Here is a 20,624-nt window from a genome sequence, read left to right on the forward strand (position 1 = left end):
TAAGGCTTTCTGTACGGCTGGCCGCTACTCGACCGTGACCGACTTCGCCAGGTTGCGCGGCTTGTCGATGTCCCGGCCGAGGGCCTTCGCCGTGTAGTAGGCGAGGAGCTGGAGCGGGATGCCCATCAGGATCGGGTCCAGCTCGTCCTCGTTCTTCGGGACGACGATCGTGCGGTCGGCCTTCTCCTGCTCCTGGTGGGCCACGGCGATGATCCGGCCGCTGCGGGCCTTGATCTCCTCCAGGGCGGCGCGGTTCTTCTCCAGCAGGTCGTCGTCGGGGACGATCGCGACCGTCGGCAGGGCGGGCTCGATCAGGGCCAGCGGACCGTGCTTGAGCTCGGAGGCCGGGTAGGCCTCGGCGTGGATGTACGAGACCTCCTTGAGCTTCAGGGAGGCCTCACGGGCCACCGGGTAGCCCCGGACGCGGCCGATGAAGAGCATCGAGCGGGCCTCGGCGAGCTCGTCGGCCAGCTTCTGGATCTCGGCCTCCTGCTCCATGATCTCGGAGATCTGGCCGGGCAGCCTGCGCAGGCCCTCGATGATCCGCTTGCCGTCGCGGACCGAGAGGTCGCGGGTGCGGCCGAGGTGCAGGGCGAGGAGGGCGAAGGCCACCGTGGTGTTGGTGAAGCACTTCGTCGAGACGACACACACCTCGGGACCGGCGTGCACGTACACGCCGCCGTCGGCCTCGCGGGCGATCGCCGAGCCCACCACATTCACGACACCCAGCACCCGCGCGCCCTTGCGCTTGAGCTCCTGGACGGCGGCGAGGACGTCGTACGTCTCACCGGACTGGGAGACGGCGATGTACAGGGTGTCGGGGTCGACGACCGCGTTGCGGTAGCGGAACTCGGAGGCGGGCTCGGCGTCGGCGGGGATGCGGGCCAGCTCCTCGATCATCTGGGCGCCGATCATGCCCGCGTGGTACGAGGTGCCGCAGCCGAGGATCTTCACGCGGCGGATCTGACGGGCCTCACGGGCGTCCAGGTTGAGGCCGCCGAGGTGCACGGTGGAGAAGCGGTCGTCGATGCGGCCGCGCAGCACGCGGTCCACGGCGTCGGCCTGCTCGTGGATCTCCTTGTGCATGTAGGTGTCGTGGCCGCCCATGTCGTAGGAGGCGGCCTCCCACTCCACGGTGGTGGGCTCGGCCGTGGTGCGGGTGCCCTCCGTGGTGTAGGTGCGGAAGTCGTCGGCCTTGAGGGTGGCCATCTCGCCGTCGTCCAGCGTGACTATCTGCCGGGTGTGGGCGACCAGCGCGGCGATGTCCGAGGCGACGAACATCTCCTTCTCGCCGATGCCGAGGACGACCGGGGAGCCGTTGCGGGCGACGACGATACGGTCCGAGAAGTCGGCGTGCATGACGGCGATGCCGTAGGTGCCCTCGACGACCCGGAGGGCCTGGCGGACCTTCTCCTCCAGGGTCTGAGCCTGGGAGCGGGCGATCAGGTGGGTGAGGACCTCGGTGTCGGTCTCGGAGAGGAACTCGACACCGTCCGCCTCCAGCTTGCGGCGCAGGTCGGAGGCGTTGTCGATGATGCCGTTGTGGACGACGGCGACCTTGTTGTCGTCCGACATGTGCGGGTGGGCGTTCACGTCGGAGGGGGCGCCGTGGGTGGCCCAGCGGGTGTGGGCGATCCCGGTGGTGCCCTTGAAGCGCGCCGGAACCTTGGCCTCCAGGTCCCGGACCCGGCCCTTGGCCTTGACCATCTTCAGACCGGCCGTCTTCGGCGAGGTCACGACGATGCCGGCCGAGTCGTAGCCGCGGTACTCCAGCCGCTGCAGGCCTTCCAGCAGCAGCGGGGCCACGTCACGCTTCCCGATGTATCCGACGATTCCGCACATATAAGAGGTATCCCCAAGCTGTTTCTGTCACCCGTGGTCTCCCGCGGGTGAGTCACCCGTAGACGATCCGCCGCAGCTGCCGGATGGACAGCTCCGGCGGCGCGACCGCCCGGTACTGAAGGTCCGCCGCGATCCGTTCGAAGATCTCCGCGTTCACCAGGCCGCCGGCCTGGAGCTCGCGGTGGCGGCGACGGACGTAGTCCTCGGTCGTCTCGTCGAAGAAGGCGAGCACGTCCTGGATCACCCGCAGTGCCTCGCCCCGCTGAAGGGGCGTGGACCGCGTCAGATGATCAACCAGTTCGTCGTGCACCCGGTAGATCCTGAGGTACGCGAGCCGGTTTCGCAAGAAACCTGCCCGATTTCGGGCAGAGTCCTGTTAAGAGGCCTTGGGGGAACCTTGAATGTGTTATGAGCGTGTGTTCGTGAACCGTCCATTCGGCGTCTTGCGATCCGTCGCCCGGGGCGACGACTTTCAGACGCCAAGGTCCCCGTCGGCGGGACGGCGTACCCCGAGACCGAGGGGGTTGTGTACGTCATGGCGGGCGCGGCCGCGCGACGCGAGGCGTCGCGGTGACTTTCCGGCGGAGCCGGACAGGAAGCAGCGGCCGGTAGCCGGTGACACGTTGAACGAATGTGGACGTCACCCCCGCGCCGAAGGGCCACCACACCACCCTGAAGGTCCAGGGCATCGCCGAGACCGGCGACCGCATCGACCACTTCACGGTGGCCCGCAAGGCCAAGTAGCACAGCCGTACGCCCGGCAGGCGGTCCTCCCAGGAGTCACAGGCGCCGGAGGACCGCCTGTTTGGCCATGGTGAACTCGTCGTCCGTCAGCACCCCGTCCCGGTGCAGCTCGCCGAGCTCGCGCAGCCGGCGCAGCAGCGCGTCGTGGTCGTCGCCGGAGGCGGCCGGGGCGGGGATCTCCGGCTCGGCGCCGGACGGCAGCGCGGTGGGCCGTAGGGTGTCGTCGGGGGCTGCGGCGGGATGCGGCAGCCGGGCCTGCACGGCCGCCGCGACCAGGGCCATCAGCGGGTCCTTCTTGAAGCCCCACAGCTCGACGGCGTTCGGGTCGTACTTCGGCGGGGCCTTCGTCGGCGCGTGGCGCACGGTGAACCGCAGATGGCCGTTCTCCAGGCCGACGGCCGGCTGCCACTCCACGCCGATGACGTCCTCGACGCGGATCGTGCGGGCCCCGGCGGAGGCCTTCGCGTCCTCCGTCTTCCAGTTCCACTCCAGCCGTACGAGGTCGCCGTCGAAGCTCGCCGTGCCGTCCCCGGCGGAGAAGGACAGCGGCACGGCCGGCCCGGGCAGCAGATACGCGTCCACCGGACCGGACGGCACCCGGTCCAGCAGCAGCGCGTGCCGCACCTCGTCCACGAAGTACTCGGCGACCCCGTACCGGTCGGAGTCGACGAGCAGCTGATACGGGTCGTGCGGCTCGGCCAGCCGGCCGCCGGTGGCGTGCAGCAGCGGATCGGCGCCGTCCCGCAGCCGCAGCCTGAGCCGCCCGCTCTTCTTGCCCTGCTCGAACGAGATCCCCGCCAACGCCCCCAGCGGGACCACGAGTTCGCCCAGTTCCTTCCGCAGCAGCCCCACGCCCCTGTCCCGGCCCGGCGTCAGCCGCAGCGCGTCACCGTCGAAGACCCAGGTGCCGTCCTTCTGGAGGATTTCCGCCATGGGGCGATTCTGGCACCGGGCCGTCAAAGCCCCAACGCGTTCGCCGTCGCGTCATCGACACCGCCGCCGCCGTCGAGCGAGAAGCGAACCGCCTTGCCCGCGGCGGCAGTCGACCGCATCCCGACCTCGCCGGAGCGCACCCCGAGCGCGATCTCGGGGTTGTCCTGGCAGACGAGGGTGAACGCGTCGTCGCCCGCCCGCTCCGGCAGGAACGCCTGGTCCTCCGGGAAGGGCGCGTCGGCCTGCTCGTTCGCGCACGGCCGCTGCTGCATCCCGTCGCCCGCGACCCGCTCGCCCGCGATGTCCAGGCAGAGCCGCGACGCGACGTTCACCAGGGCCACCGCGCCGTCGTCCAGGGCGACCACCCGCCACTGCTGGGCCTCGCCGCCGTCACAGGCGGCCAGGACGGGGTCGGGGGCGGGCACGGGGCCCTGGGTCCGGGGCTGGGTTTCGGTCCGGGACTGGGGCTCGTCGGGGGCGGCACCGCCCGTGGGGCCGGTGACACAGCGCCCGTTCGCCACGCTCTTCAGGACGACCGGGGCGGCGGAGGCGCCGGTCGTCGAGGGCGACGGCGACGCGGAGTCCCCGACGGCGGCGGACGGGGACACGGCGCTCGCGTCGGCCGCGGGCTCGGCGCCCGCGGCGGGGTCGGAGCCGGACAGCAGCCGCAGGACGGCGGTGGTGAGGAGGGCGGTCAGGACGACGGTGACCGCCACCGTGACCACCGGCCGTCTGCGGCGGCGGACGGGCGGGCCGGCGGCGGGCTCCTCCGGTGATACGGGCGGATCCACCGGTGTACGCCCCGCCGCTCGCCCCGCCTCCCGGGCCGCCGCTCGCCCCTTGCGATAGGCGCCCCCGCCCCACACCAGCACCTGGTCCACCAGCAGCCGCCGTGCCTCCTCCGTCTCGCCCGAGGCGAGCGTGCGCAGCAGCCGCAGGTCGTGGGCGCAGAAGCGGCAGATGTCGAGGTGCTGCCGGAGATCGGCGGGGGCCTCGCGGTGCGTGCCGCGGGCGATGGCGCCGAGCATGCCGCCGTAGTGGAGGCATCGAGGGTCGGCGGTGCGGTCGGCGCGCACCCGCAGGAAGGTGTCGACCAGTCGGCCGCGGGCCGACTGCGCGAGGGACTCGGCGAACTCCTCGCTGGTGTTCAGGAGCCGGGCCGCCTGCGCCGACTCGCCCTCCTCGGCGAGGCACAGCCACAGCGCGGCCCGTGACTGGTCGGCGAGTTGCTCGAAGGCGGCCAGGAGCACCGAGCTGTTCTCCACCCGGCGCAGGGTGTCGATGGGGCCGAAGGTGTCGGCTGCCCGCTGCGACCAGGCGCGGAACTCCGGGCGCAGCAGCGCGGAACGCTCGTCGCGCAGCCAGCCGTCGGCGGTGCGGCGTACGTCGGCGAGGAGGGCGGTGCGTAGGGCGGGGCCGCCCGGTTGCCGGGGGCCGCGGGCGAGGACCTGGGCCGCCAGGTCGGTGGCGTCGCGCGGTTTCGCGCAGAAGGCGTCCGCGTAGGCGTGGACCGCGGGGGCGTGTTCCGGCAGGAGCCCGGACACGGCCGGCGGGTGGTGCGGGGCTTGCTGTGCAATGTGCTCGGACATGAAGTCGGCTCCCCGAAAGCAGCGGGCACGGCAAGGTGTGGACCGTAGTTCCGCTCTCTGTGAGGGGAGTGTGCGGACGGACAGGTTCCCCCGAGGACCGTACTCGGGGGAACCCGCCGTCCTGATCAGAACCCTGTGACGGGATTTTTCAGGGTGCCGATCAGTTGGAGGGCGCCCGAGGGGTCGGCCAGGTCCACCATCTGCTGGTTGTTGCGCAGCTGGAGCCGGTTGAGGCAGGACCGGGCGAACTCGGGGGCGAACATGTCGTACTGGCGGAACTTGTCGGCGAGTTCGGGGTTCGCCTCCTGGTAGGAGCGGGTGACCTCGGCGACCGTGCGCCAGAAGTCGTCCTCCTCCAGGATCCCCTCGGCGGCGAGGTCCGCCGCGAGGAAGCGGAAGAAGCAGTCGAAGACGTCCGTGAAGATGGACAGCAGCTTCTTGTCCTCGGGCACCTCGACGCGGATCCGCCGCACCTCGGGCGGCAGCACCGCGTCCGGGTCCATGACGGCGATCTCCTCGGCGATGTCCTTGTAGATCGCCCGCTGCACGACCCCGTCCCGCAGCACGAGGATCGTGTTCTCGCCGTGCGGCATGAAGACCAGGTCGTAGGCGTAGAAGCTGTGCAGCAGCGGGGTGTAGTAGGCCTCGAGGTAGTGGCGCAGCCACTCCGCCGCCGCGAGCCCCGACTGCTCGACGAGCGCGCCGGCCACCGACTTCCCCTCGTGGTCCACATGGACCAGGGACGCCATGGTCGCGAGCGACTCGCCGTCCCGGAGCGAGGGCACCGGGCTCTCCCGCCACAGCGCGGCGAGCATCTTGCGGTACGGCGAGTAGCGGTCCGTCGCCGCCTCGTACTCCAGGTGCCGGTAGCCCACGGCGGCCCGCTCGCGGATGATCGACAGACCCGTCGACTTCAGCACCGGGTCGTTGTCGATGAGCTGGGCCAGCCAGTCGTTGATCGCCGGGGTCGCCTCCATGTACGCGGCGGAAAGTCCGCGCATGAAGCCCATGTTGAGGACGGACAGGGCCGTCTTGACGTAGTGCTTCTCGGGGTGCGAGGAGTTGAAGAAGGTCCGGATGGACTGCTGGGCCAGATACTCGTCGTCGCCCTCGCCCAGGCACACCAGGTTCCTGCGCGCGACCTCGGCGGCGAAGGTGACGGTGAGCTTGTTCCACCACTGCCAGGGGTGCACGGGGATGAGGAGGTAGTCGGCGGGGTCGAGGTCCTGCTCGCGCAGGATCCCCTCGAACCGTTCGACGGTCGCCGCGCCCAACTCCTCCCGCAGGAAGGTCTCGTACTCGATCCCGACGCCCGCCGTGAAGGCCGCCCGCGACCGGTGCGCTGCCAGCCACACCAGCCGGACCGGGCTCGCGGTCTCCGGGGCGTACGACAGGTACTCGTGGACGCCGAAGCCGAGCCGCCCGTTGTTGGCGACGAAGCAGGGGTGGCCCTCGGTCATCCCGGTCTCGATGGCCTGGAAGCCGCTCCTGACCAGCTCCGCCGAGGTGATCCGCGGTTTGGTGAGCTTGTAGCAGGTGCCGGAGAGGGTGGAGGAGACCTCCTCCAGGTACACCGGCAGGATCTCGTCGCTCAGCCCGAGGGCCTGCCGCAGCTCGATGAAGAAGTCCAGTGCGGCGACGGGGAGTTCGGCGCCGTCGCGGGTGCGGGTGATCGAGTCGGCGTCCACCTGCCAGTGGTCGAGGGCACGGCGTACGGCGGTGAAGCGGTAGGACGTCAGACCGTCGTCGCTGCGGACGACGTACCGCCCGCCCTGCTGCCCTCCCTGCTCCTCGGGCTGCTCCCCGGGCTGCTCCTCGGGTGTGATGAGCCGCTCGTGTGCGAACTCCGCGAGGGCCTTGCGGACGAGGAGGCGGTTGGCCGTCTCCCAGCGTTCGGGGGAGAGGTGGGCCACGGCGGCGGTCGGGCTCACGCGGCCACCCCCGTCGCCGCGAGGAACTGTTCTCGGGTGCAGAAGCTCAGCAGGGCCATCTTCTCCGGCTTCTGGATCTCGCGTTCGGCGACGAAGCCGACGGCTTTGTTCAGGGCGTGGACGGCCGTGTTGGCGAGGTCCGGTTCGACGACGACCCGGGAGGTGGCCGGGTCGTCGAAGAGGTGCGCCATCACGGCGGTGATGACGGCCCGGGTGAAGCCGTGCACGGGCGTGTCGGTCGCCGGCGTGAGGAAGTGCATGCCGACGTCGCCCGGCCGGGGCTCGTACAGGCCGACGAGCTCCCGGTGGGCGGGGTCGTACTTCTCCATCAGGAAGACCGGTGTGCCGTTCTCGTCGAGGCCCAGCAGCGCGTGGTGGTGCGGGTCCGCGGCGATCTCCATGTAGGCGCGCTCGACGTCCACCAGCGAGGCGTCCTGCATCATCCAGTAGGCCGCTTTGGGATGCGTCACCCAGGAGTGCAGCAGCTCGGCGTCCCTCAGCGGGTCGAGCGGGCGGAAGGTGAAGGTCATACGGAGAACTCCTGGAACGCGATGGTCTTCTCGACCGGGTAGTACTCGCTGCCGAGCAGCTCACGGATGATGAGGCTGTTGCGGTACGGGCCCATGCCGAGGTCGGGGGACGTGACGGAGTGCGTGTGCACGCCGGCGTTCTGCAGGAACACGCCCCGGCCGGTGGTGTCGACGGCGTAGTTGCGGGCCACGTCGAAGCGGCCGTGCTCGTCGAAGCGGAGGCGGTCGCGGACCGGCTCCAGGAAGGCCGGCTGCTCGTAGTGGTAGCCGGTGGCCAGCACCAGGCCCTCGGTGGTGATCTCGTAGTCCTTGCCCTGCTCGTCCTGGCGGAAGCCGAGCCGGTAGACGCCGTCCTCGTGACGGGCGCTGTGCAGCGTGGAGTTGCTGAGGAGGCGGGTGGGGACGGGCTGGTCGCCGTGCTCGACGTTCTTCTGGTAGAGCAGGTCGAAGATCGAGTCGATCAGATCCGAGTTGATGCCCTTGAAGAGGCCCTTCTGCTGCTTCTCCAGCCGGTAGCGGGTCTCCTCGGGCAGCGCGTGGAAGTAGTCGATGTAGTCCGGGGACGTCATCTCCAGGGTCAGCTTGGTGTACTCCAGCGGGAAGAACCGCGGGGAGCGGGTGACCCAGTTGAGCTGGTAGCCGTGGACGTCGATCTCGGCGAGCAGTTCGTAGTAGATCTCGGCGGCGCTCTGGCCGCTGCCGACGATCGTGATGGACTTCTTCGACTGGAGCTCGGCCTTGCGCCGCATGTACTCGGCGGTGTGGAGCAGCCCGCCGTCGAGGTCCCGGCAGATCTCCGGGACGTACGGGGTGGTGCCGGTGCCGAGGACCAGACGGCGGGCGCGGTACACGTCCCCGTCCGTGGTGCGTACGGCGTACAGCGCGTCGGTCTCGTCGTACGTCACCTCGGCGACGGTCGTCGAGAAGCGCACGTTGCTCAGCTTGGCGGCCGCCCAGCGGCAGTAGTCGTCGTACTCGACGCGCAGCGGGTAGAAGTTCTCGCGGATGTAGAACTGGTAGAGCCGCCCCTTCTCCTTCAGGTAGTTGAGGAAGGAGTACGGCGAGGTCGGGTCGGCCATGGTGACCAGGTCCGACATGAACGGCGTCTGGAGGTGGGCGCCGTCGAGGAACATGCCGGCGTGCCACTCGAAGTCGGGCTTGGACTCCAGGAAGAGGCCGTCGAGCGCGTCGATCGGCTCGGTGAGGCAGGCGAGGCCGAGGTTGAACGGGCCGAGCCCGATGCCCACGACGTCGTAGGTGCGGCTGGCTTCAGGAAGCGCGGTCAAGGGACTCTCCCAGGTACTGCTCGGCATGGCCGGCGATCAGATCGAGGACGGCGGCGATGTCGGCCGCGGTGGTCTCGGGGTTGAGCAGGGTGAACTTCAGGTAGTGACGGCCCGCGACCTTCGTGCCCGCGACCACGGCGTCACCGGAGGCGAACAGGGCCTTGCGGGCGTAGAGGTTGGCGCGGTCGATCTCGGCCGGGTCGGTGACGGCCTGCGGGATGTAGCGGAAGACGAGGGTGGACAGCGACGGCTGTACGACGACGTCGTAGCGCGGGTCGGCGGCCAGCAGGCCCCAGCCCCGGGCGGCGAGGTCGCACACCTCGTCGAAGAGCTGCCCGATGCCGTCGGCGCCCATGGTGCGCAGGGTCATCCACAGTTTGAGCGCGTCGAAGCGGCGGGTGGTCTGCAGGGACTTGTCCACCTGGTTGGGGATACGTTCCTGCACCATCCGGCGCGGGTTCAGGTACTCGGCGTGGTAGGTGGCGTGCCGCAGCGTGGCCGCGTCCCGGACCAGCACGGCGGACGAACTCACCGGCTGGAAGAAGGACTTGTGGTAGTCGACGGTGACGGAGTCGGCGCGCTCGATGCCGTCGATGCGGTCCCGGTACTTCAGGGAGGCGAGCAGCCCGCAGCCGTAGGCCGCGTCGACGTGCATCCAGGTGCCGTACTGGGCGCACAGTTCGGCGATCTCGGGCAGCGGGTCGATGGAGCCGAAGTCGGTGGTGCCGGCGGTGGCGACGACGGCCATGGGGACGAGGCCGGCCTTCTTGCAGCGCTCCAGCTCATGGGCGAGCGCGACGGTCTGCATCCGCTTGTCGTGGTCGACGGGGATCGACACGACCGAGTCCTGCCCCAGACCGAGCAGTTTCGCGGACTTCTTCACGCTGAAGTGGCTGACCTCGGAGGCGAAGATGCGCAGTTTGGCGGACGAGTCGCTTTTGGCCTCCTCCCGGGCGAGCAGCAGCGCCTGGAGGTTGCTCTGCGTGCCGCCGGAGGTGAACACCCCGTCGGCGGCCGGGCCGAGGCCGATGCGCTCGGTCGTCCAGTCGATCAGTTTCCGCTCGATGAGCGTGCCGCCGGCCGACTGGTCCCAGGTGTCCAGGGAGGAGTTGACGGCGGACAGCACGGCCTCGCCGAGCACGGCGGGGATGACGACCGGGCAGTTGAGGTGGGCGAGGTAGCGGGGGTGGTGGAAGTAGATCGCGTCGCGGAGGTAGACCTCCTCCAGCTCGTCGAGCACCGCGGCGGTGTCGTACAGGGGCTGGTCGAGGTCGATGCCGTCGATACGGGGGGCGAGGGCGTCGACCGTGACGCCGGTGAACGGACGGTCGGTGGCGGCGAGTTTGGCGGCCACCCGCTCGACTCCTTCGGTCACGGAGCGGCGGTACTGCTCCGCGGTGGTGTCGTTGAGCAGGTGCGAGCGCATGGGGAGCCTTCCGGGGGTGGGGGACGGGTCCGCTGCGGGACGGACTGAGGGGCGGAGCCCCGGGTTCAACTTAGGTTAGCCTAACCTAATTAACACCCTGGGAAACTCTGCCCCTCCGGTGACGGTGATCACGTCACTCACTCGCGCTCGCGCAGCTGTTCCTCCGTCAGCCCCTCACGCCAGTACCCGACGAAGGTGACCCGACGCCGGTCGATCCCGCACTCCTGCACGAAGTGCCGCCGCAACGCCTTCACGGACCCGGACTCGCCGGCGATCCAGACGTACGGCTGTGCGGCGGAGGGCAGTTGGGCGTCGCGGACGGCATCCAGCGACTCCCCGGGGCCGACCCAGTGGATCTCGGCGTCGGCGAGGGCCGTCAGCTCCTGCCGGTTCCCGGGATCACGCACCTCGATCCAGGCCCGCACCCGCTGCCCGGACGGCAACGACTCGAGGATGGCCGAGATGGCCGGGAGCGCGGTCTCGTCGCCCCACAACACCACCGGACCGGTGTCCTGCGGCGGCCGGAACCGGATCGCCCGGTTGTCGGCGACGGCGGGCCCCAGCAGCACCACCCGGTCCCCGGGTACGGCCCGCGCGGCCCAGGCGGAGGCGGGCCCGGCGGGCGTGTGCAGCACGAAGTCGATGTCGATCTCGATCTTGCCGGGATCCCGCCGCAGGGCCCGAAGCGTGTACGACCGCATCACGGCCCGCACGTCATCGGGCAGTTCCCGCCACCCCTGCCACCACCCGTCCCCGAGCTCGAAGGGAACGGCGGGAGCGTCCTGCCCCGGATGCGGCAGAAAGAGCGACAGCGACTGATCCCACCCACCGGAGAAGAAGTACCGAAGGTCTTCCCCACCGAACGAAACCCGAACAAGCGACGAACCGAGCCGCCGAGTCCGAACCACCTGGAGCGAGAAAAACCGGAACGGGGCGGCAACGGCCGTGGTCATAGGGCCAACTCCTGGAACGTGGGGCAGAGCAACTAACCCAGGGGCGCGGGGAACTGCGCGTTTTTCAGGGGCGCGGGGAACGGCGCATCCTTCAGGGGCGCGGGGAACTGCGCGTTCTTTAGGGGCGCGGGGAACGGCGCATCTTTCAGGGGCGCGGGGAACGGCGCGACCAGCCACAACCGGACCCGCAGCTCCCCCACAACATCAGGCCCCTGATCAGGCAACCTTCTTCGCCGTCTCCAGAGCCTCGGCCAGGCTCTCCAGCAGCGGCACACACTTGTCGTAAGACAGAATCGGCTCCGGCGACCGCCCGACAACCTGCCCCGCCTTCACCGCAGGCAGCTTCTTCCACGTCGCCTCAGTGATCGCCGAAGGCTGCAGCGCCGAGGTCCGGTCGTCCATCATGATGATGTCCGCCGCGTACTTGTCGACGTTCTCCCAGCTCAGCGACTCGTACCAGCCGCCGCCCTGCTTCTTCGCGCTCTCCGGCGGCTCCACGAAGTTCACGCCGAGCGCCTTGAAGTACTCGAGGTCGATGGAGAGGTTGGAGCCGGAGACGTAGAACAGCTCGGCGCTGGCGGACCCGGCCATCACCTTGATGTCGGGCTTGGCCTTCGCCGCGGCGCGCAGCCGCGTCGCCGCGGCCTCGAACCGCTTCTTCGCGTCGGTGACGTCCGCCGCGGTCATGTCCGCGCCGAGCGACTCGGCCAGCTCCCACATCCGCTCCAGCGGGGCGGTGAGCTGACGGTCGTAGACGGAGATGCCGACGCTCGGCGCGAGCTTGGCGATCTTGTCCTTGGACGCCTCGGGGACGTACCAGAGGGTGCCGGCGTCGTCGAACATCGTGGAGATGAGGACGTCGGGCGCGAGGGCGGCGTACTTCTCGACGTTGAACTCGTCCCAGACGTTGCCCAGGATCTCCACCTTGGAGATGTCCATGTCGCCGGCCTGGACGTCGGCCTTGCCGTCGGTGGTCTTCGTCGGGCCGAACACGCCCTTGACCTGGATGCCGTAGTCGTAGAGGGCGGCGCCGACACCGGTGAACGCGACGATGTTCGCCGGTATCTTGTCGAGCTTCACGGTGGTGTCGCGGTCGTCCTTGAAGGTCCAGGGACCGGACTTGGCGGAGGCGCTCGCCGAGGAGTCCGAGCCACTGCTGTTCGCGTCGTCGTCCCCGCAGGCTGCGAGCACGGCACCGAGGCCGAGGGCGCCACCGGCGGCGAGGATGCCGCGGCGGGTGAGGTGGTTGGCTCTGGCGTTGGGCATGGGAGTGGCTGCTTTCGAACGTGCGGATCACCGCCGGACAATTCGAAGATAGGTTAGCCTAACCTCAGATCTTGTCCAGGGCGGGGGTGATGTGATCCCGAACCTGTGGGATGTCTGTGCACGTTCTGATTCCGTCAACTTGCCGGAATTGACGGCAAGTTGACGGTGTAAAAGGGATGACTTCCGGTCAGCCGGCGAGCCCCAGCTCACGGGCGATCAGCATCCGCTGCACCTCGCTCGTGCCCTCCCCGATCTCCAGGATCTTGGAGTCGCGCCACATCCGGGCCACCGGATACTCGTTCATGAAGCCGTACCCGCCGTGCACCTGCGTGGCGTCCCGGGCGTTGTCGACAGCGATCGTCGACGAGTACAGCTTCGCCAGCGCTGCCTCCTTCTTGAACGGCTCGCCCGCCACCAGCCGCGAGGCCGCGTCCCGCCACGCCAGCCGGGCCGTGTGGGCCTTCATCTCCATGTCGGCGATCTTGAACTGGATGGCCTGGTTGGCGCCGATCGGCCGCCCGAACGCGTGCCGTTCCCGCGCGTACTTCACCGACTCGTCCACACAGCCCTGGGCCAGCCCGGTGGCCAGCGCGGCGATCGCGATCCGGCCCTCGTCGAGGATCCGCAGGAACTGCGCGTATCCGCGCCCCTCCTCGCCCAGCAGGTTCGCCGCCGGCACGCGTACGTCGGAGAAGGACAGCTCCCGGGTGTCGGAGGCGTTCCAGCCGACCTTGGAGTAGGGCTGGGCGACCGTGAAGCCCGGGGTGCCCGCCGGGACGATGATCGCGGAGATCAGCGGCCGGCCGTCCGGCCCCCGCCCGGTGACGGCCGTGACCGTCACCAACCCCGTGATGTCGGTGCCCGAGTTGGTGATGAAGCACTTGGTGCCGTTGATCACCCATTCGTCGGTCTCGGGGTCGAGGCGGGCCGTCGTCCGGGTCGCCCCCGCGTCGCTGCCGCCGTCGGGCTCGGTCAGCCCGAACGCGCCCAGCATCTCGCCGGAGCACAGCCGCGGCAGCCACTGACGCTTCTGCTCCTCGGTGCCGAACAGATGGACCGGCATGGCGCCCAGCGAGACACCCGCCTCCAGGGTGATCGCCACCGACGAGTCGACCCGCGCCAGCTCCTCCAGGGCGATGCCGAGGGCCAGATAGTCGCCGCCCATGCCGCCGTACTCCTCGGGGAACGGCAGCCCGAACAGGCCCATCCGGCCCATCTCGCGGACGATCTCGTACGGGAACTCGTGCCGCTCGTAGAAGTCGCCGATCTTCGGCGCCACCACGTCGTGCGCGAACTCCTCCACCGTACGGCGGAGTTCCTCCAGCTCGGGGCTGAGACGGTGGTCCATGCTGATCACTGGTCCTTGTGGGAGAGAGCGCGGACGGTGCGGGACGGGCTGGGCCGGCCCAGTTGTTCGGCCATCCACACGCTGGTGGCGACGAGGCGGCCGAGGTCGACCCCGGTGTCGACACCGAGGCCCTGCAGCATCCACACGAGGTCCTCGGTGGCGAGGTTGCCGGTGGCGGACTTCGCGTACGGGCAGCCGCCGAGGCCGCCCGCGGAGGCGTCGACGGTGGTGACGCCGTGTTCCAGAGCGGCATAGGTGTTGGCCAGTGCCTGCCCGTAGGTGTCGTGGAAGTGCACGCCGAGGACGTTCGTCGGCACGCCCTCCTCGTTGAGCAGGGAGAGCAGTTCGAGGACATGGCCGGGGGTCGCGACGCCGATGGTGTCGCCGAGGCTCAGCTCGTCGCAGCCCATGTCCCGCAGCGCCCGGCACACCCGGACGACCTGGTGGAGCGGGACCGCGCCCTCCCAGGGGTCGCCGAAGCACATGGAGACATAGCCCCGCACCCGCACGCCCTCGTCCTTCGCCCGCCGCACGACCGGTTCGAACACCGCGAGCGACTCGTCGAGCGTGCGGTTGAGGTTGGCCTTGGCGAAGGACTCGGTGGCGCTGGCGAACACGGCGACCCGGCGGGCGCCGAGCGCGAGGGCGCGGTCCAGGCCGCGCTGGTTCGGCACCAGGACCGGCAGCGCGACGGGAAGGTCGGCGACCTGCGGGAACAGGTCCTCGGCGTCGGCGAGTTGAGGCACCCACTTGGGGTGCACGAAACTCGTCGCCTCGATGGTCGTCAGGCCCGCGTCGGCGAGCCTGCGGATGAACTCGGCCTTCACCTCGGTCGGCACGGCCGACTTCTCGTTCTGCAGACCGTCGCGCGCGCCGACCTCGTGGATCCGCACCCTGGCGGGCAGATCCTGGGCGGGCACGGTCATGGGGAGCCCTTCAGCGGTCATTCCGCGACCTCCTCGTACGGGGTGACGACGGCCAGCACCTGGTCCATGGCGACCGTCGTGCCCGGGGTGACGTCCAGTTCGGCGACCGTGCCGGCGTGCGGGGCGCAGATGACGTGCTCCATCTTCATCGCCTCGACCACCAGCAGACTCTGCCCGGCGGCGACCTCGTCCCCGACGGCCGCCTTCACGACCGTCACCGTGCCGGGCATGGGCGCGGTGAGGGAATCGGCGCCCGCGTGCGCGGAGCGGGTCAGGGAGGCGGCCACCGGGTCGTGGTCGCGGACGTGCCAGGAGTCGCCGTCGCGGCCGAGCCACGTGCCGTCCGGCAGGGCGGCGAAGGTATGACGGACGCCGTCGAGCGTGAACTGGAACCGGTGTCCGGTGTCGCGCTGCGGGGGCACGCCCCCGGACCCCCGGAGGGGGTGGTCCGCTCCGGGCAGGAGCAGCTCCGCCGCATCGCCCGGCGTGCTGCGCACGCGCACGGTCACCGGCTCGTGGCCGGGCACCTGCACGGGGTGCGGTGTCCAGGCCCGCTCGCCGCCCAGGCGCCAGCCGTCGGCGGCGGCGAACGGGTCCGTCCAGCCGGAGCCGTCGGCGGGGGCCAGCGCGCTGTGGCGCAGCAGCGCCGCCGCCGCGTAGACCTCCGGCGGTACCGCGTCCGAGACCAGCCCGTCCACCTCGCGCTCCACCAGGCCCGTGTCCAACTCGCCCGCCACCACCGCCGGATGCGCGAGCAGACGTCGCAGGAACCCGGCGTTGGTCTGCACGCCCAGCGTCACCGTCTCCGCGAGGGCGGCCCGGAGTTTCCTGAGCGCGGTCGGGCGGTCCGGGCCATGGGCGATGACCTTGGACAGCATGGGGTCGTAGAGGCTGCCGACCTCGGTACCCTCGCTGAGCCCGGAGTCGGTGCGCACGCCGTCGCCCTGGGGTTCGCTCAGCCGCAGGACTGTCCCGCCGGAGGGCAGGAACCCGCGCGCCGGGTCTTCCGCGCAGATCCGCGCCTCGATGGCGTGCCCGGTGAGCCGTACGTCCTCCTGCGCGAAGTCCAGCTTCTCGCCCGCCGCGACCCGCAGCTGCCACTCCACCAGGTCCAGCCCCGTGACCAGCTCGGTCACCGGATGCTCCACCTGGAGGCGGGTGTTCATCTCCATGAAGTAGTACGAGGAGGGGTCGCCGCCCGGGACGATGAACTCGACCGTGCCCGCGCCCCGGTATCCGCAGGAGCGCGCCGCCTGTACGGCAGCCTCGCCCATCGCGGCCCTGGTCTCCTCGTCGAGGAGAACGCTCGGCGCCTCCTCGATCACCTTCTGGTGCCGCCGTTGCAGCGAGCACTCGCGCTCGCCGAGGTGGACGACGTTGCCGTGGCCGTCGGCGAGGACCTGGATCTCGATGTGCCGGGGCCGGTCCACCCAGCGTTCGACGAGGAGCGTGTCGTCGCCGAAGGAGGCGCGGGCCTCGCGGCGGGCGGCGGCGATCTCCTCCTCCAGCAGGGTCAGGTCCCGCACCAGCCGCATGCCCTTGCCGCCGCCGCCCGCGGACGGCTTGAGCAGGACGGGCGCGCCCAGCTCACGGGCCGCCTCGGCGAGGTCGGGGTCCCGTCCGCCGGGGACGACCGGGACCCCGGCGGCCCGCACGGTCTCCTTGGCGCGGATCTTGTCGCCCATGAGGGAGATGGCCTCGGCGGGCGGCCCGACGAAGACCAGCCCCGCCGCCTCGCAGGCGCGCGCGAAGGCCGCGTTCTCCGCGAGGAAGCCGTATCCCGGGTGGACGGCCCGGGCGCCGGTGCGGGCGGCGGCCTGAAGCAGCCGCTCCGCCGACAAATAGCTCTCGGCGGCCGGCGCCGGACCGAGCCGTACGGCGGTGTCGGCCTCCCGGACGTGCCGGGCGTCGGCGTCGGCGTCGGAGAAGACGGCGACCGAGCGCACGCCCAGCGAGCGCAGCGTACGGATGACCCGGACCGCGATCTCGCCCCGGTTGGCGACCAGTACTGTCTCGAACATCGGTGGCAAGCCCCTCACATCCGGAAGACGCCGAACTGGGGGTCACCCAGGGGCGCGTTGGCGCAGGCGGTCAGGGCGAGACCCAGCACCTGGCGGGTCTCCAGCGGGTCGATCACCCCGTCGTCCCAGAGCCGGGCGGTGGCGTAGTAGGCGTTGCCCTGACGCTCGTACCGGTCGCGGATCGGGGCCTTGAAGGCCTCTTCCTCCTCCAGTGGCCAGCTCTCGCCCCCGGCCTCCAGCTGGTCCCGCTTGACGGTCGCGAGGACCGACGCGGCCTGCTCGCCGCCCATGACGGAGATCTTGGCGTTGGGCCACATCCACAGGAAGCGGGGGGAGTAGGCGCGGCCGCACATGGAGTAGTTCCCGGCGCCGTACGACCCGCCGACCACGACGGTCAGCTTGGGCACGCGCGTGCAGGCGACGGCGGTCACCATCTTGGCGCCGTGCTTGGCGATGCCGCCGGCCTCGTAGTCCTTGCCGACCATGAACCCGGAGATGTTCTGCAGGAACACCAGCGGGATCCCGCGCTGGTCGCACAGCTCGATGAAGTGGGCGCCCTTCTGGGCGGACTCGGAGAACAGGATGCCGTTGTTGGCGACGATCCCGACCGGGTGGCCGTGGATCCGGGCGAAGCCGGTGACGAGGGTCTGCCCGAACTCGGCCTTGAACTCGGCGAACCGCGAGCCGTCCACCACGCGCGCGATGATCTCCCGTACGTCGTAGGGGGTACGGGAGTCGACCGGGACCGCGCCGTACAGCCCGTAGGGGTCGACCTTGGGCTCGACGACCGGGGCGACCTTCCAGGGGAGCGGCCCGCGCGCGGGGAGCGTGGCGGCGATGGTCCGCACGATCCGCAGGGCGTGCGCGTCGTCCTCGGCGAGGTGGTCGGTGACGCCGGAGATCCGGGAGTGCACCTCGCCGCCGCCCAGCTCCTCCGCGGTGACGACCTCACCGGTGGCGGCCTTCACCAGCGGCGGACCGCCCAGGAAGATCGTGCCCTGGCCGCGGACGATCACGGCCTCGTCGCTCATCGCCGGGACGTACGCCCCACCGGCCGTGCACGAGCCGAGGACGGCCGCGATCTGCGGGATCCGGGCCGCCGACATCCGCGCCTGGTTGTAGAAGATCCGCCCGAAGTGCTCGCGGTCGGGGAACACCTCGTCCTGCATCGGCAGGAAGGCGCCGCCGGAGTCCACCAGGTAGAGACACGGCAGGCGGTTCTCCAGCGCCACCTCCTGAGCCCGCAGGTGCTTCTTCACGGTCATCGGGTAGTACGTGCCGCCCTTGACCGTGGCGTCGTTGGCGACGATCACGCACTCGCGCCCGCTGACCCGCCCGATCCCGGCGATCACCCCGGCGGCCGGGGCCTGCCCCTCGTACATCCCGTCGGCGGCGAGCGGGGCGAGTTCGAGGAAGGGCGAGCCGGGGTCGAGTAGACCGTCCACCCGGTCCCGGGGCAGCAGCTTGCCGCGCGCGGTGTGCCGGGCGCGCGCCTTCTCCCCGCCTCCCAGCCGGGCGGCGGCCAGCTTGGCGCGCAGCTCCCCGACCAGCGCCAGGTGGGCTCCCTCATTGGCCCGCCAGGCCTCCGACGCGGGATCTGCCGCGCTCGTCAGCTCCGGTGCCTGCTCCATCTGCGGTTCCCCTCACCCGTCGTCGGTCACGAGGATCGTCTGTTAATGAGCGTTAACCATTTCCATCAGGTTAACGACCGCTAACCTCCCTGTCTAGAATTACTTCCATGGCCACCAGAACCGACGCCCCCACCCGCCGCGAGCAGATCCTCAAGGAGGCCGCGCGGCTGTTCGCCGAGCGCGGTTTCCACGGCGTCGGGGTCGACGAGATAGGGGCCGCGGTCGGTATCAGCGGCCCGGGTCTGTACCGGCACTTCGCGGGCAAGGACGCGATGCTCGCCGAGTTGCTGGTGGGGATCAGCGGCCAGCTCCTGACGGGCGCGAAGCGGCGTCTGGCGGAGGCCGACGGGGGTTCGGCGGAGGTGGTCCTCGACTCGCTCATCGAGGGGCACATCGACTTCGCGATCGACGACCGCCCCCTGATCACCCTGCACGACCGGGAGCTGGACCGCCTCCGCGACAGCGACCGCAAGCTGGTCCGCCAGCTCCAGCGCCAGTACGTCGAACTGTGGGTGGAGGTGGTCCGCGACATCTACCCGGGCCTCACCGAACCGGCGGCCCGCTCGGCCGTACACTCCGTCTTCGGCCTCCTCAACTCCACCCCCCACCTGGCCCGCCCGGGCTCCCTCCCGGGCCGCACGGCGACGGCGGCACTGCTGCACCGGATGGCGCGGGGGGCGTTCGCGGCGGCGGGCGGCGACGCGGCGGCGCGCGGCTGACGTGGTCACCTGCCTCACCGAGGCAGGCACTCTCACTCACCCTTTGCACGTGCTCCGTTCGGGCACACGCTTTTCGTCCGGGTCTCTGCCCAGAACCGGCCATGCCTGGTCGCGGCCTTGGGGTGACAGGAGGGGGCCCAGTAGTGCGTCCCGTTGACTGCGCGGGACTGTCAGTGTCAATCCCCTCGAATCGTGGAGACCTTCCTATGCAGCCAGCCCCTCACCGAGGCTGGCCCAGTAGTCGTGTTCGTAGTCGATCGGGCTCTTGAAGCCACACACGCCGTGTAGCCGACGGCTGTTGTAGAAGTCGGTGATCCAGGTCGCGATCCGGATCCGGGCCTCGGTGCGTGTGGCGAAGGCGTGCCGGTGGACGTACTCGACCTTCAGCACACTGTTGAACGCCTCGCTGACGGCATTGTCGAAGCACGAGCCGACCCGGCCCATGGACTGGAAGACGCCCAGCCGGCGACAGGCCCGGCGGAACCTCCGGGAGCCGTACTCGCTGCCGCGGTCCGTGTGGAAAATGACACCGCGGACGTCCCCGCCGCGGGTCGCCGCAGCCATGTGCAGAGCCGCGACGACCAGTTCGGCATCGTGACGGGCACCCATCGCATAGCCGAGCAGGCGGCGGGAGAACAGGTCGATGACCGTGGCCAGGTACAACTTGCCCTCACCGGTTTCGATCTCCGTCATGTCCCCGCACCAGACCAGGTCGGGTGACTCTGCGGTGAAGTCGCGGCGCACGAAGTCCGGGGCGGCCGGCCGTTTGCCCGGCCGGGTCAGCCCCCGCCGTCTGCGCACCTTCCGCGCGACCAGGCCCAGCTCGGCCATGATCTTCGCGATGGTGTTCACCGAGACCCGCCAGCCCTGCCTCACCAGCCTGATCCAGATCTTCGGCGAGCCGTAGGTGCCACCGGACGTGTCGAACTCTCCCTTCACCGCTTCGATCAGGTGCTGTCTGCGCAGCTCACGCCGGGTGGGCTGACGGGTGCGGTGTTTGTAGAACCACGACTCGCTCACGCCCAGGGCGCGGCAGGAGACGCGGTGCGAAACGCCGTGCTCGGTCCTGAAGTCGCTGATCACCCCGACGACGGACGCCGGGTCCGCCACGGCTACTTCACCCACAGGACCATGCAGCGTTTGAGGACATCACGCTCCATGACCAGTTCCTTGTTGTCCCGCTTGAGCTGGGCGTTCTCCCTCCGCAACCGCTCCAGCTCACCACTCCCGCCGGCCGGTGCGGCCCCTGCCTGACGGGCACGGGAGACCCAGCTCGCCAGGGTGGTCTCGTTGATCCCCAGGTCCTCGGCGACCTCGGCGATCGTCTTGCCGGTCTCCGTGACGATCCGCACAGCCCCCTCACGGAACTCCGGATCGAACTTCCGTCGCTTCTCCGCCATGACTCTCAACTTCCCCTGCAGTCACGGTCTTCACGCTACGAGGGGAGGGACACCGGTAGTGGGCTGCGGCATCATGAGA

At 70.3% G+C, this 20,624-nt stretch carries 17 protein-coding genes and 1 pseudogene; 2 read left to right on the plus strand and 16 right to left on the minus strand.

Annotated elements, in window-relative coordinates; translation table 11 throughout:
* Positions 1 to 24: 24 nt before the first annotated feature.
* Both glmS and ACLZN2_RS31590 read right to left on the minus strand, forming a co-directional pair.
* Positions 25 to 1,842 (minus strand): glutamine--fructose-6-phosphate transaminase (isomerizing), encoded by a 1,818-nt coding sequence (glmS, locus tag ACLZN2_RS31585; protein ID WP_416982809.1) that lies wholly within the window; start codon positions 1,840 to 1,842, stop codon positions 25 to 27.
* Between the two features lie 52 nt (positions 1,843 to 1,894).
* Positions 1,895 to 2,152, minus strand: coding sequence for a hypothetical protein (locus tag ACLZN2_RS31590; RefSeq protein WP_416982810.1), 258 nt, complete (start codon positions 2,150 to 2,152; stop codon positions 1,895 to 1,897).
* 171 nt (positions 2,153 to 2,323) lie between these two features.
* On the opposite strand from ACLZN2_RS31590, the pseudogene ACLZN2_RS31595 reads away from it, so the two are divergent.
* Positions 2,324 to 2,586, plus strand: a pseudogene (locus tag ACLZN2_RS31595) (phosphoesterase); the annotation flags it as partial.
* 36 nt (positions 2,587 to 2,622) lie between these two features.
* Here the strand turns inward: ACLZN2_RS31595 and ACLZN2_RS31600 are convergent.
* From ACLZN2_RS31600 to ACLZN2_RS31655, 12 genes are all read right to left on the minus strand, one after another.
* On the minus strand, positions 2,623 to 3,519 hold the full coding sequence (locus ACLZN2_RS31600) for a DUF4429 domain-containing protein (RefSeq protein ID WP_416982811.1): 897 nt from the start codon (positions 3,517 to 3,519) through the stop codon (positions 2,623 to 2,625).
* Positions 3,520 to 3,542: 23 nt separating this feature from the next.
* Positions 3,543 to 5,108, minus strand: coding sequence for an RICIN domain-containing protein (locus ACLZN2_RS31605; RefSeq protein WP_416982812.1), 1,566 nt, complete (start codon positions 5,106 to 5,108; stop codon positions 3,543 to 3,545).
* 125 nt (positions 5,109 to 5,233) lie between these two features.
* On the minus strand, positions 5,234 to 7,039 hold the full coding sequence (locus ACLZN2_RS31610; RefSeq protein WP_416982813.1) for an IucA/IucC family protein: 1,806 nt from the start codon (positions 7,037 to 7,039) through the stop codon (positions 5,234 to 5,236).
* A complete protein-coding gene (locus ACLZN2_RS31615) occupies positions 7,036 to 7,569 on the minus strand; it encodes a GNAT family N-acetyltransferase (protein WP_416982814.1) in 534 nt (177 codons plus the stop codon). Before ACLZN2_RS31615 ends, ACLZN2_RS31610 begins: the two co-directional genes overlap by 4 nt.
* On the minus strand, positions 7,566 to 8,855 hold the full coding sequence (locus ACLZN2_RS31620) for a lysine N(6)-hydroxylase/L-ornithine N(5)-oxygenase family protein (protein WP_416982815.1): 1,290 nt from the start codon (positions 8,853 to 8,855) through the stop codon (positions 7,566 to 7,568). The genes ACLZN2_RS31615 and ACLZN2_RS31620 overlap by 4 nt, the downstream gene beginning before the upstream one ends.
* Positions 8,839 to 10,281 (minus strand): lysine decarboxylase DesA, encoded by a 1,443-nt coding sequence (desA, locus tag ACLZN2_RS31625; RefSeq protein WP_416982816.1) that lies wholly within the window; start codon positions 10,279 to 10,281, stop codon positions 8,839 to 8,841. The genes ACLZN2_RS31620 and desA overlap by 17 nt, the downstream gene beginning before the upstream one ends.
* Before the next feature lie 137 nt (positions 10,282 to 10,418).
* Positions 10,419 to 11,234 carry a siderophore-interacting protein gene (locus tag ACLZN2_RS31630; RefSeq protein WP_416982817.1) on the minus strand — a complete coding sequence of 272 codons (816 nt, stop codon included), beginning with the start codon at positions 11,232 to 11,234 and terminating at the stop codon, positions 10,419 to 10,421.
* A gap of 216 nt (positions 11,235 to 11,450) precedes the next feature.
* Positions 11,451 to 12,500 carry an ABC transporter substrate-binding protein gene (locus ACLZN2_RS31635; protein ID WP_416982818.1) on the minus strand — a complete coding sequence of 350 codons (1,050 nt, stop codon included), beginning with the start codon at positions 12,498 to 12,500 and terminating at the stop codon, positions 11,451 to 11,453.
* A gap of 187 nt (positions 12,501 to 12,687) precedes the next feature.
* Positions 12,688 to 13,848 carry an acyl-CoA dehydrogenase family protein gene (locus ACLZN2_RS31640; RefSeq protein WP_416982819.1) on the minus strand — a complete coding sequence of 387 codons (1,161 nt, stop codon included), beginning with the start codon at positions 13,846 to 13,848 and terminating at the stop codon, positions 12,688 to 12,690.
* 5 nt (positions 13,849 to 13,853) lie between these two features.
* Positions 13,854 to 14,795 carry a hydroxymethylglutaryl-CoA lyase gene (locus tag ACLZN2_RS31645; RefSeq protein ID WP_416982820.1) on the minus strand — a complete coding sequence of 314 codons (942 nt, stop codon included), beginning with the start codon at positions 14,793 to 14,795 and terminating at the stop codon, positions 13,854 to 13,856.
* Positions 14,792 to 16,795, minus strand: a complete 2,004-nt coding sequence (locus ACLZN2_RS31650; protein ID WP_416982821.1) for an acetyl/propionyl/methylcrotonyl-CoA carboxylase subunit alpha — start codon at positions 16,793 to 16,795, stop codon at positions 14,792 to 14,794. The genes ACLZN2_RS31645 and ACLZN2_RS31650 overlap by 4 nt, the downstream gene beginning before the upstream one ends.
* Before the next feature lie 14 nt (positions 16,796 to 16,809).
* Positions 16,810 to 18,426 (minus strand): carboxyl transferase domain-containing protein, encoded by a 1,617-nt coding sequence (locus tag ACLZN2_RS31655; RefSeq protein WP_416982822.1) that lies wholly within the window; start codon positions 18,424 to 18,426, stop codon positions 16,810 to 16,812.
* A gap of 107 nt (positions 18,427 to 18,533) precedes the next feature.
* Here ACLZN2_RS31655 and ACLZN2_RS31660 point away from each other — a divergent pair, with 107 nt between their 5' ends.
* The gene (locus ACLZN2_RS31660) at positions 18,534 to 19,145 is read left to right on the plus strand and encodes a TetR/AcrR family transcriptional regulator (RefSeq protein WP_416982823.1); all 612 of its coding nucleotides are present in this window, start codon (positions 18,534 to 18,536) and stop codon (positions 19,143 to 19,145) included.
* 204 nt (positions 19,146 to 19,349) lie between these two features.
* Here the strand turns inward: ACLZN2_RS31660 and ACLZN2_RS31665 are convergent, their stop codons facing one another.
* Both ACLZN2_RS31665 and ACLZN2_RS31670 read right to left on the minus strand, forming a co-directional pair.
* The gene (locus tag ACLZN2_RS31665; protein ID WP_416982824.1) at positions 19,350 to 20,270 is read right to left on the minus strand and encodes an IS3 family transposase; all 921 of its coding nucleotides are present in this window, start codon (positions 20,268 to 20,270) and stop codon (positions 19,350 to 19,352) included.
* A complete protein-coding gene (locus ACLZN2_RS31670; RefSeq protein ID WP_416982825.1) occupies positions 20,258 to 20,545 on the minus strand; it encodes a transposase in 288 nt (95 codons plus the stop codon). Before ACLZN2_RS31670 ends, ACLZN2_RS31665 begins: the two co-directional genes overlap by 13 nt.
* Positions 20,546 to 20,624 lie beyond the last annotated feature (79 nt).

It is taken from the genome of Streptomyces sp. T028 (assembly GCF_048159505.1).
Lineage (GTDB): Bacteria > Actinomycetota > Actinomycetes > Streptomycetales > Streptomycetaceae > Streptomyces.

Bases quoted from the DNA above. Each gene is read 5' to 3' on its own strand.
- glmS (WP_416982809.1), bottom strand. From the start codon at position 1,842: ATGTGCGGAATCGTCGGATACATCGGGAAGCGTGACGTGGCCCCGCTG.
- ACLZN2_RS31600 (WP_416982811.1), bottom strand. From the start codon at position 3,519: ATGGCGGAAATCCTCCAGAAGGACGGCACCTGGGTCTTCGACGGTGAC.
- ACLZN2_RS31605 (WP_416982812.1), bottom strand. From the start codon at position 5,108: ATGTCCGAGCACATTGCACAGCAAGCCCCGCACCACCCGCCGGCCGTG.
- ACLZN2_RS31615 (WP_416982814.1), bottom strand. From the start codon at position 7,569: ATGACCTTCACCTTCCGCCCGCTCGACCCGCTGAGGGACGCCGAGCTG.
- desA (WP_416982816.1), bottom strand. From the start codon at position 10,281: ATGCGCTCGCACCTGCTCAACGACACCACCGCGGAGCAGTACCGCCGC.
- ACLZN2_RS31630 (WP_416982817.1), bottom strand. From the start codon at position 11,234: ATGACCACGGCCGTTGCCGCCCCGTTCCGGTTTTTCTCGCTCCAGGTG.
- ACLZN2_RS31635 (WP_416982818.1), bottom strand. From the start codon at position 12,500: ATGCCCAACGCCAGAGCCAACCACCTCACCCGCCGCGGCATCCTCGCC.
- ACLZN2_RS31640 (WP_416982819.1), bottom strand. From the start codon at position 13,848: ATGGACCACCGTCTCAGCCCCGAGCTGGAGGAACTCCGCCGTACGGTG.
- ACLZN2_RS31645 (WP_416982820.1), bottom strand. From the start codon at position 14,795: ATGACCGCTGAAGGGCTCCCCATGACCGTGCCCGCCCAGGATCTGCCC.
- ACLZN2_RS31650 (WP_416982821.1), bottom strand. From the start codon at position 16,795: ATGTTCGAGACAGTACTGGTCGCCAACCGGGGCGAGATCGCGGTCCGG.
- ACLZN2_RS31655 (WP_416982822.1), bottom strand. From the start codon at position 18,426: ATGGAGCAGGCACCGGAGCTGACGAGCGCGGCAGATCCCGCGTCGGAG.
- ACLZN2_RS31660 (WP_416982823.1), top strand. From the start codon at position 18,534: ATGGCCACCAGAACCGACGCCCCCACCCGCCGCGAGCAGATCCTCAAG.
- ACLZN2_RS31670 (WP_416982825.1), bottom strand. From the start codon at position 20,545: ATGGCGGAGAAGCGACGGAAGTTCGATCCGGAGTTCCGTGAGGGGGCT.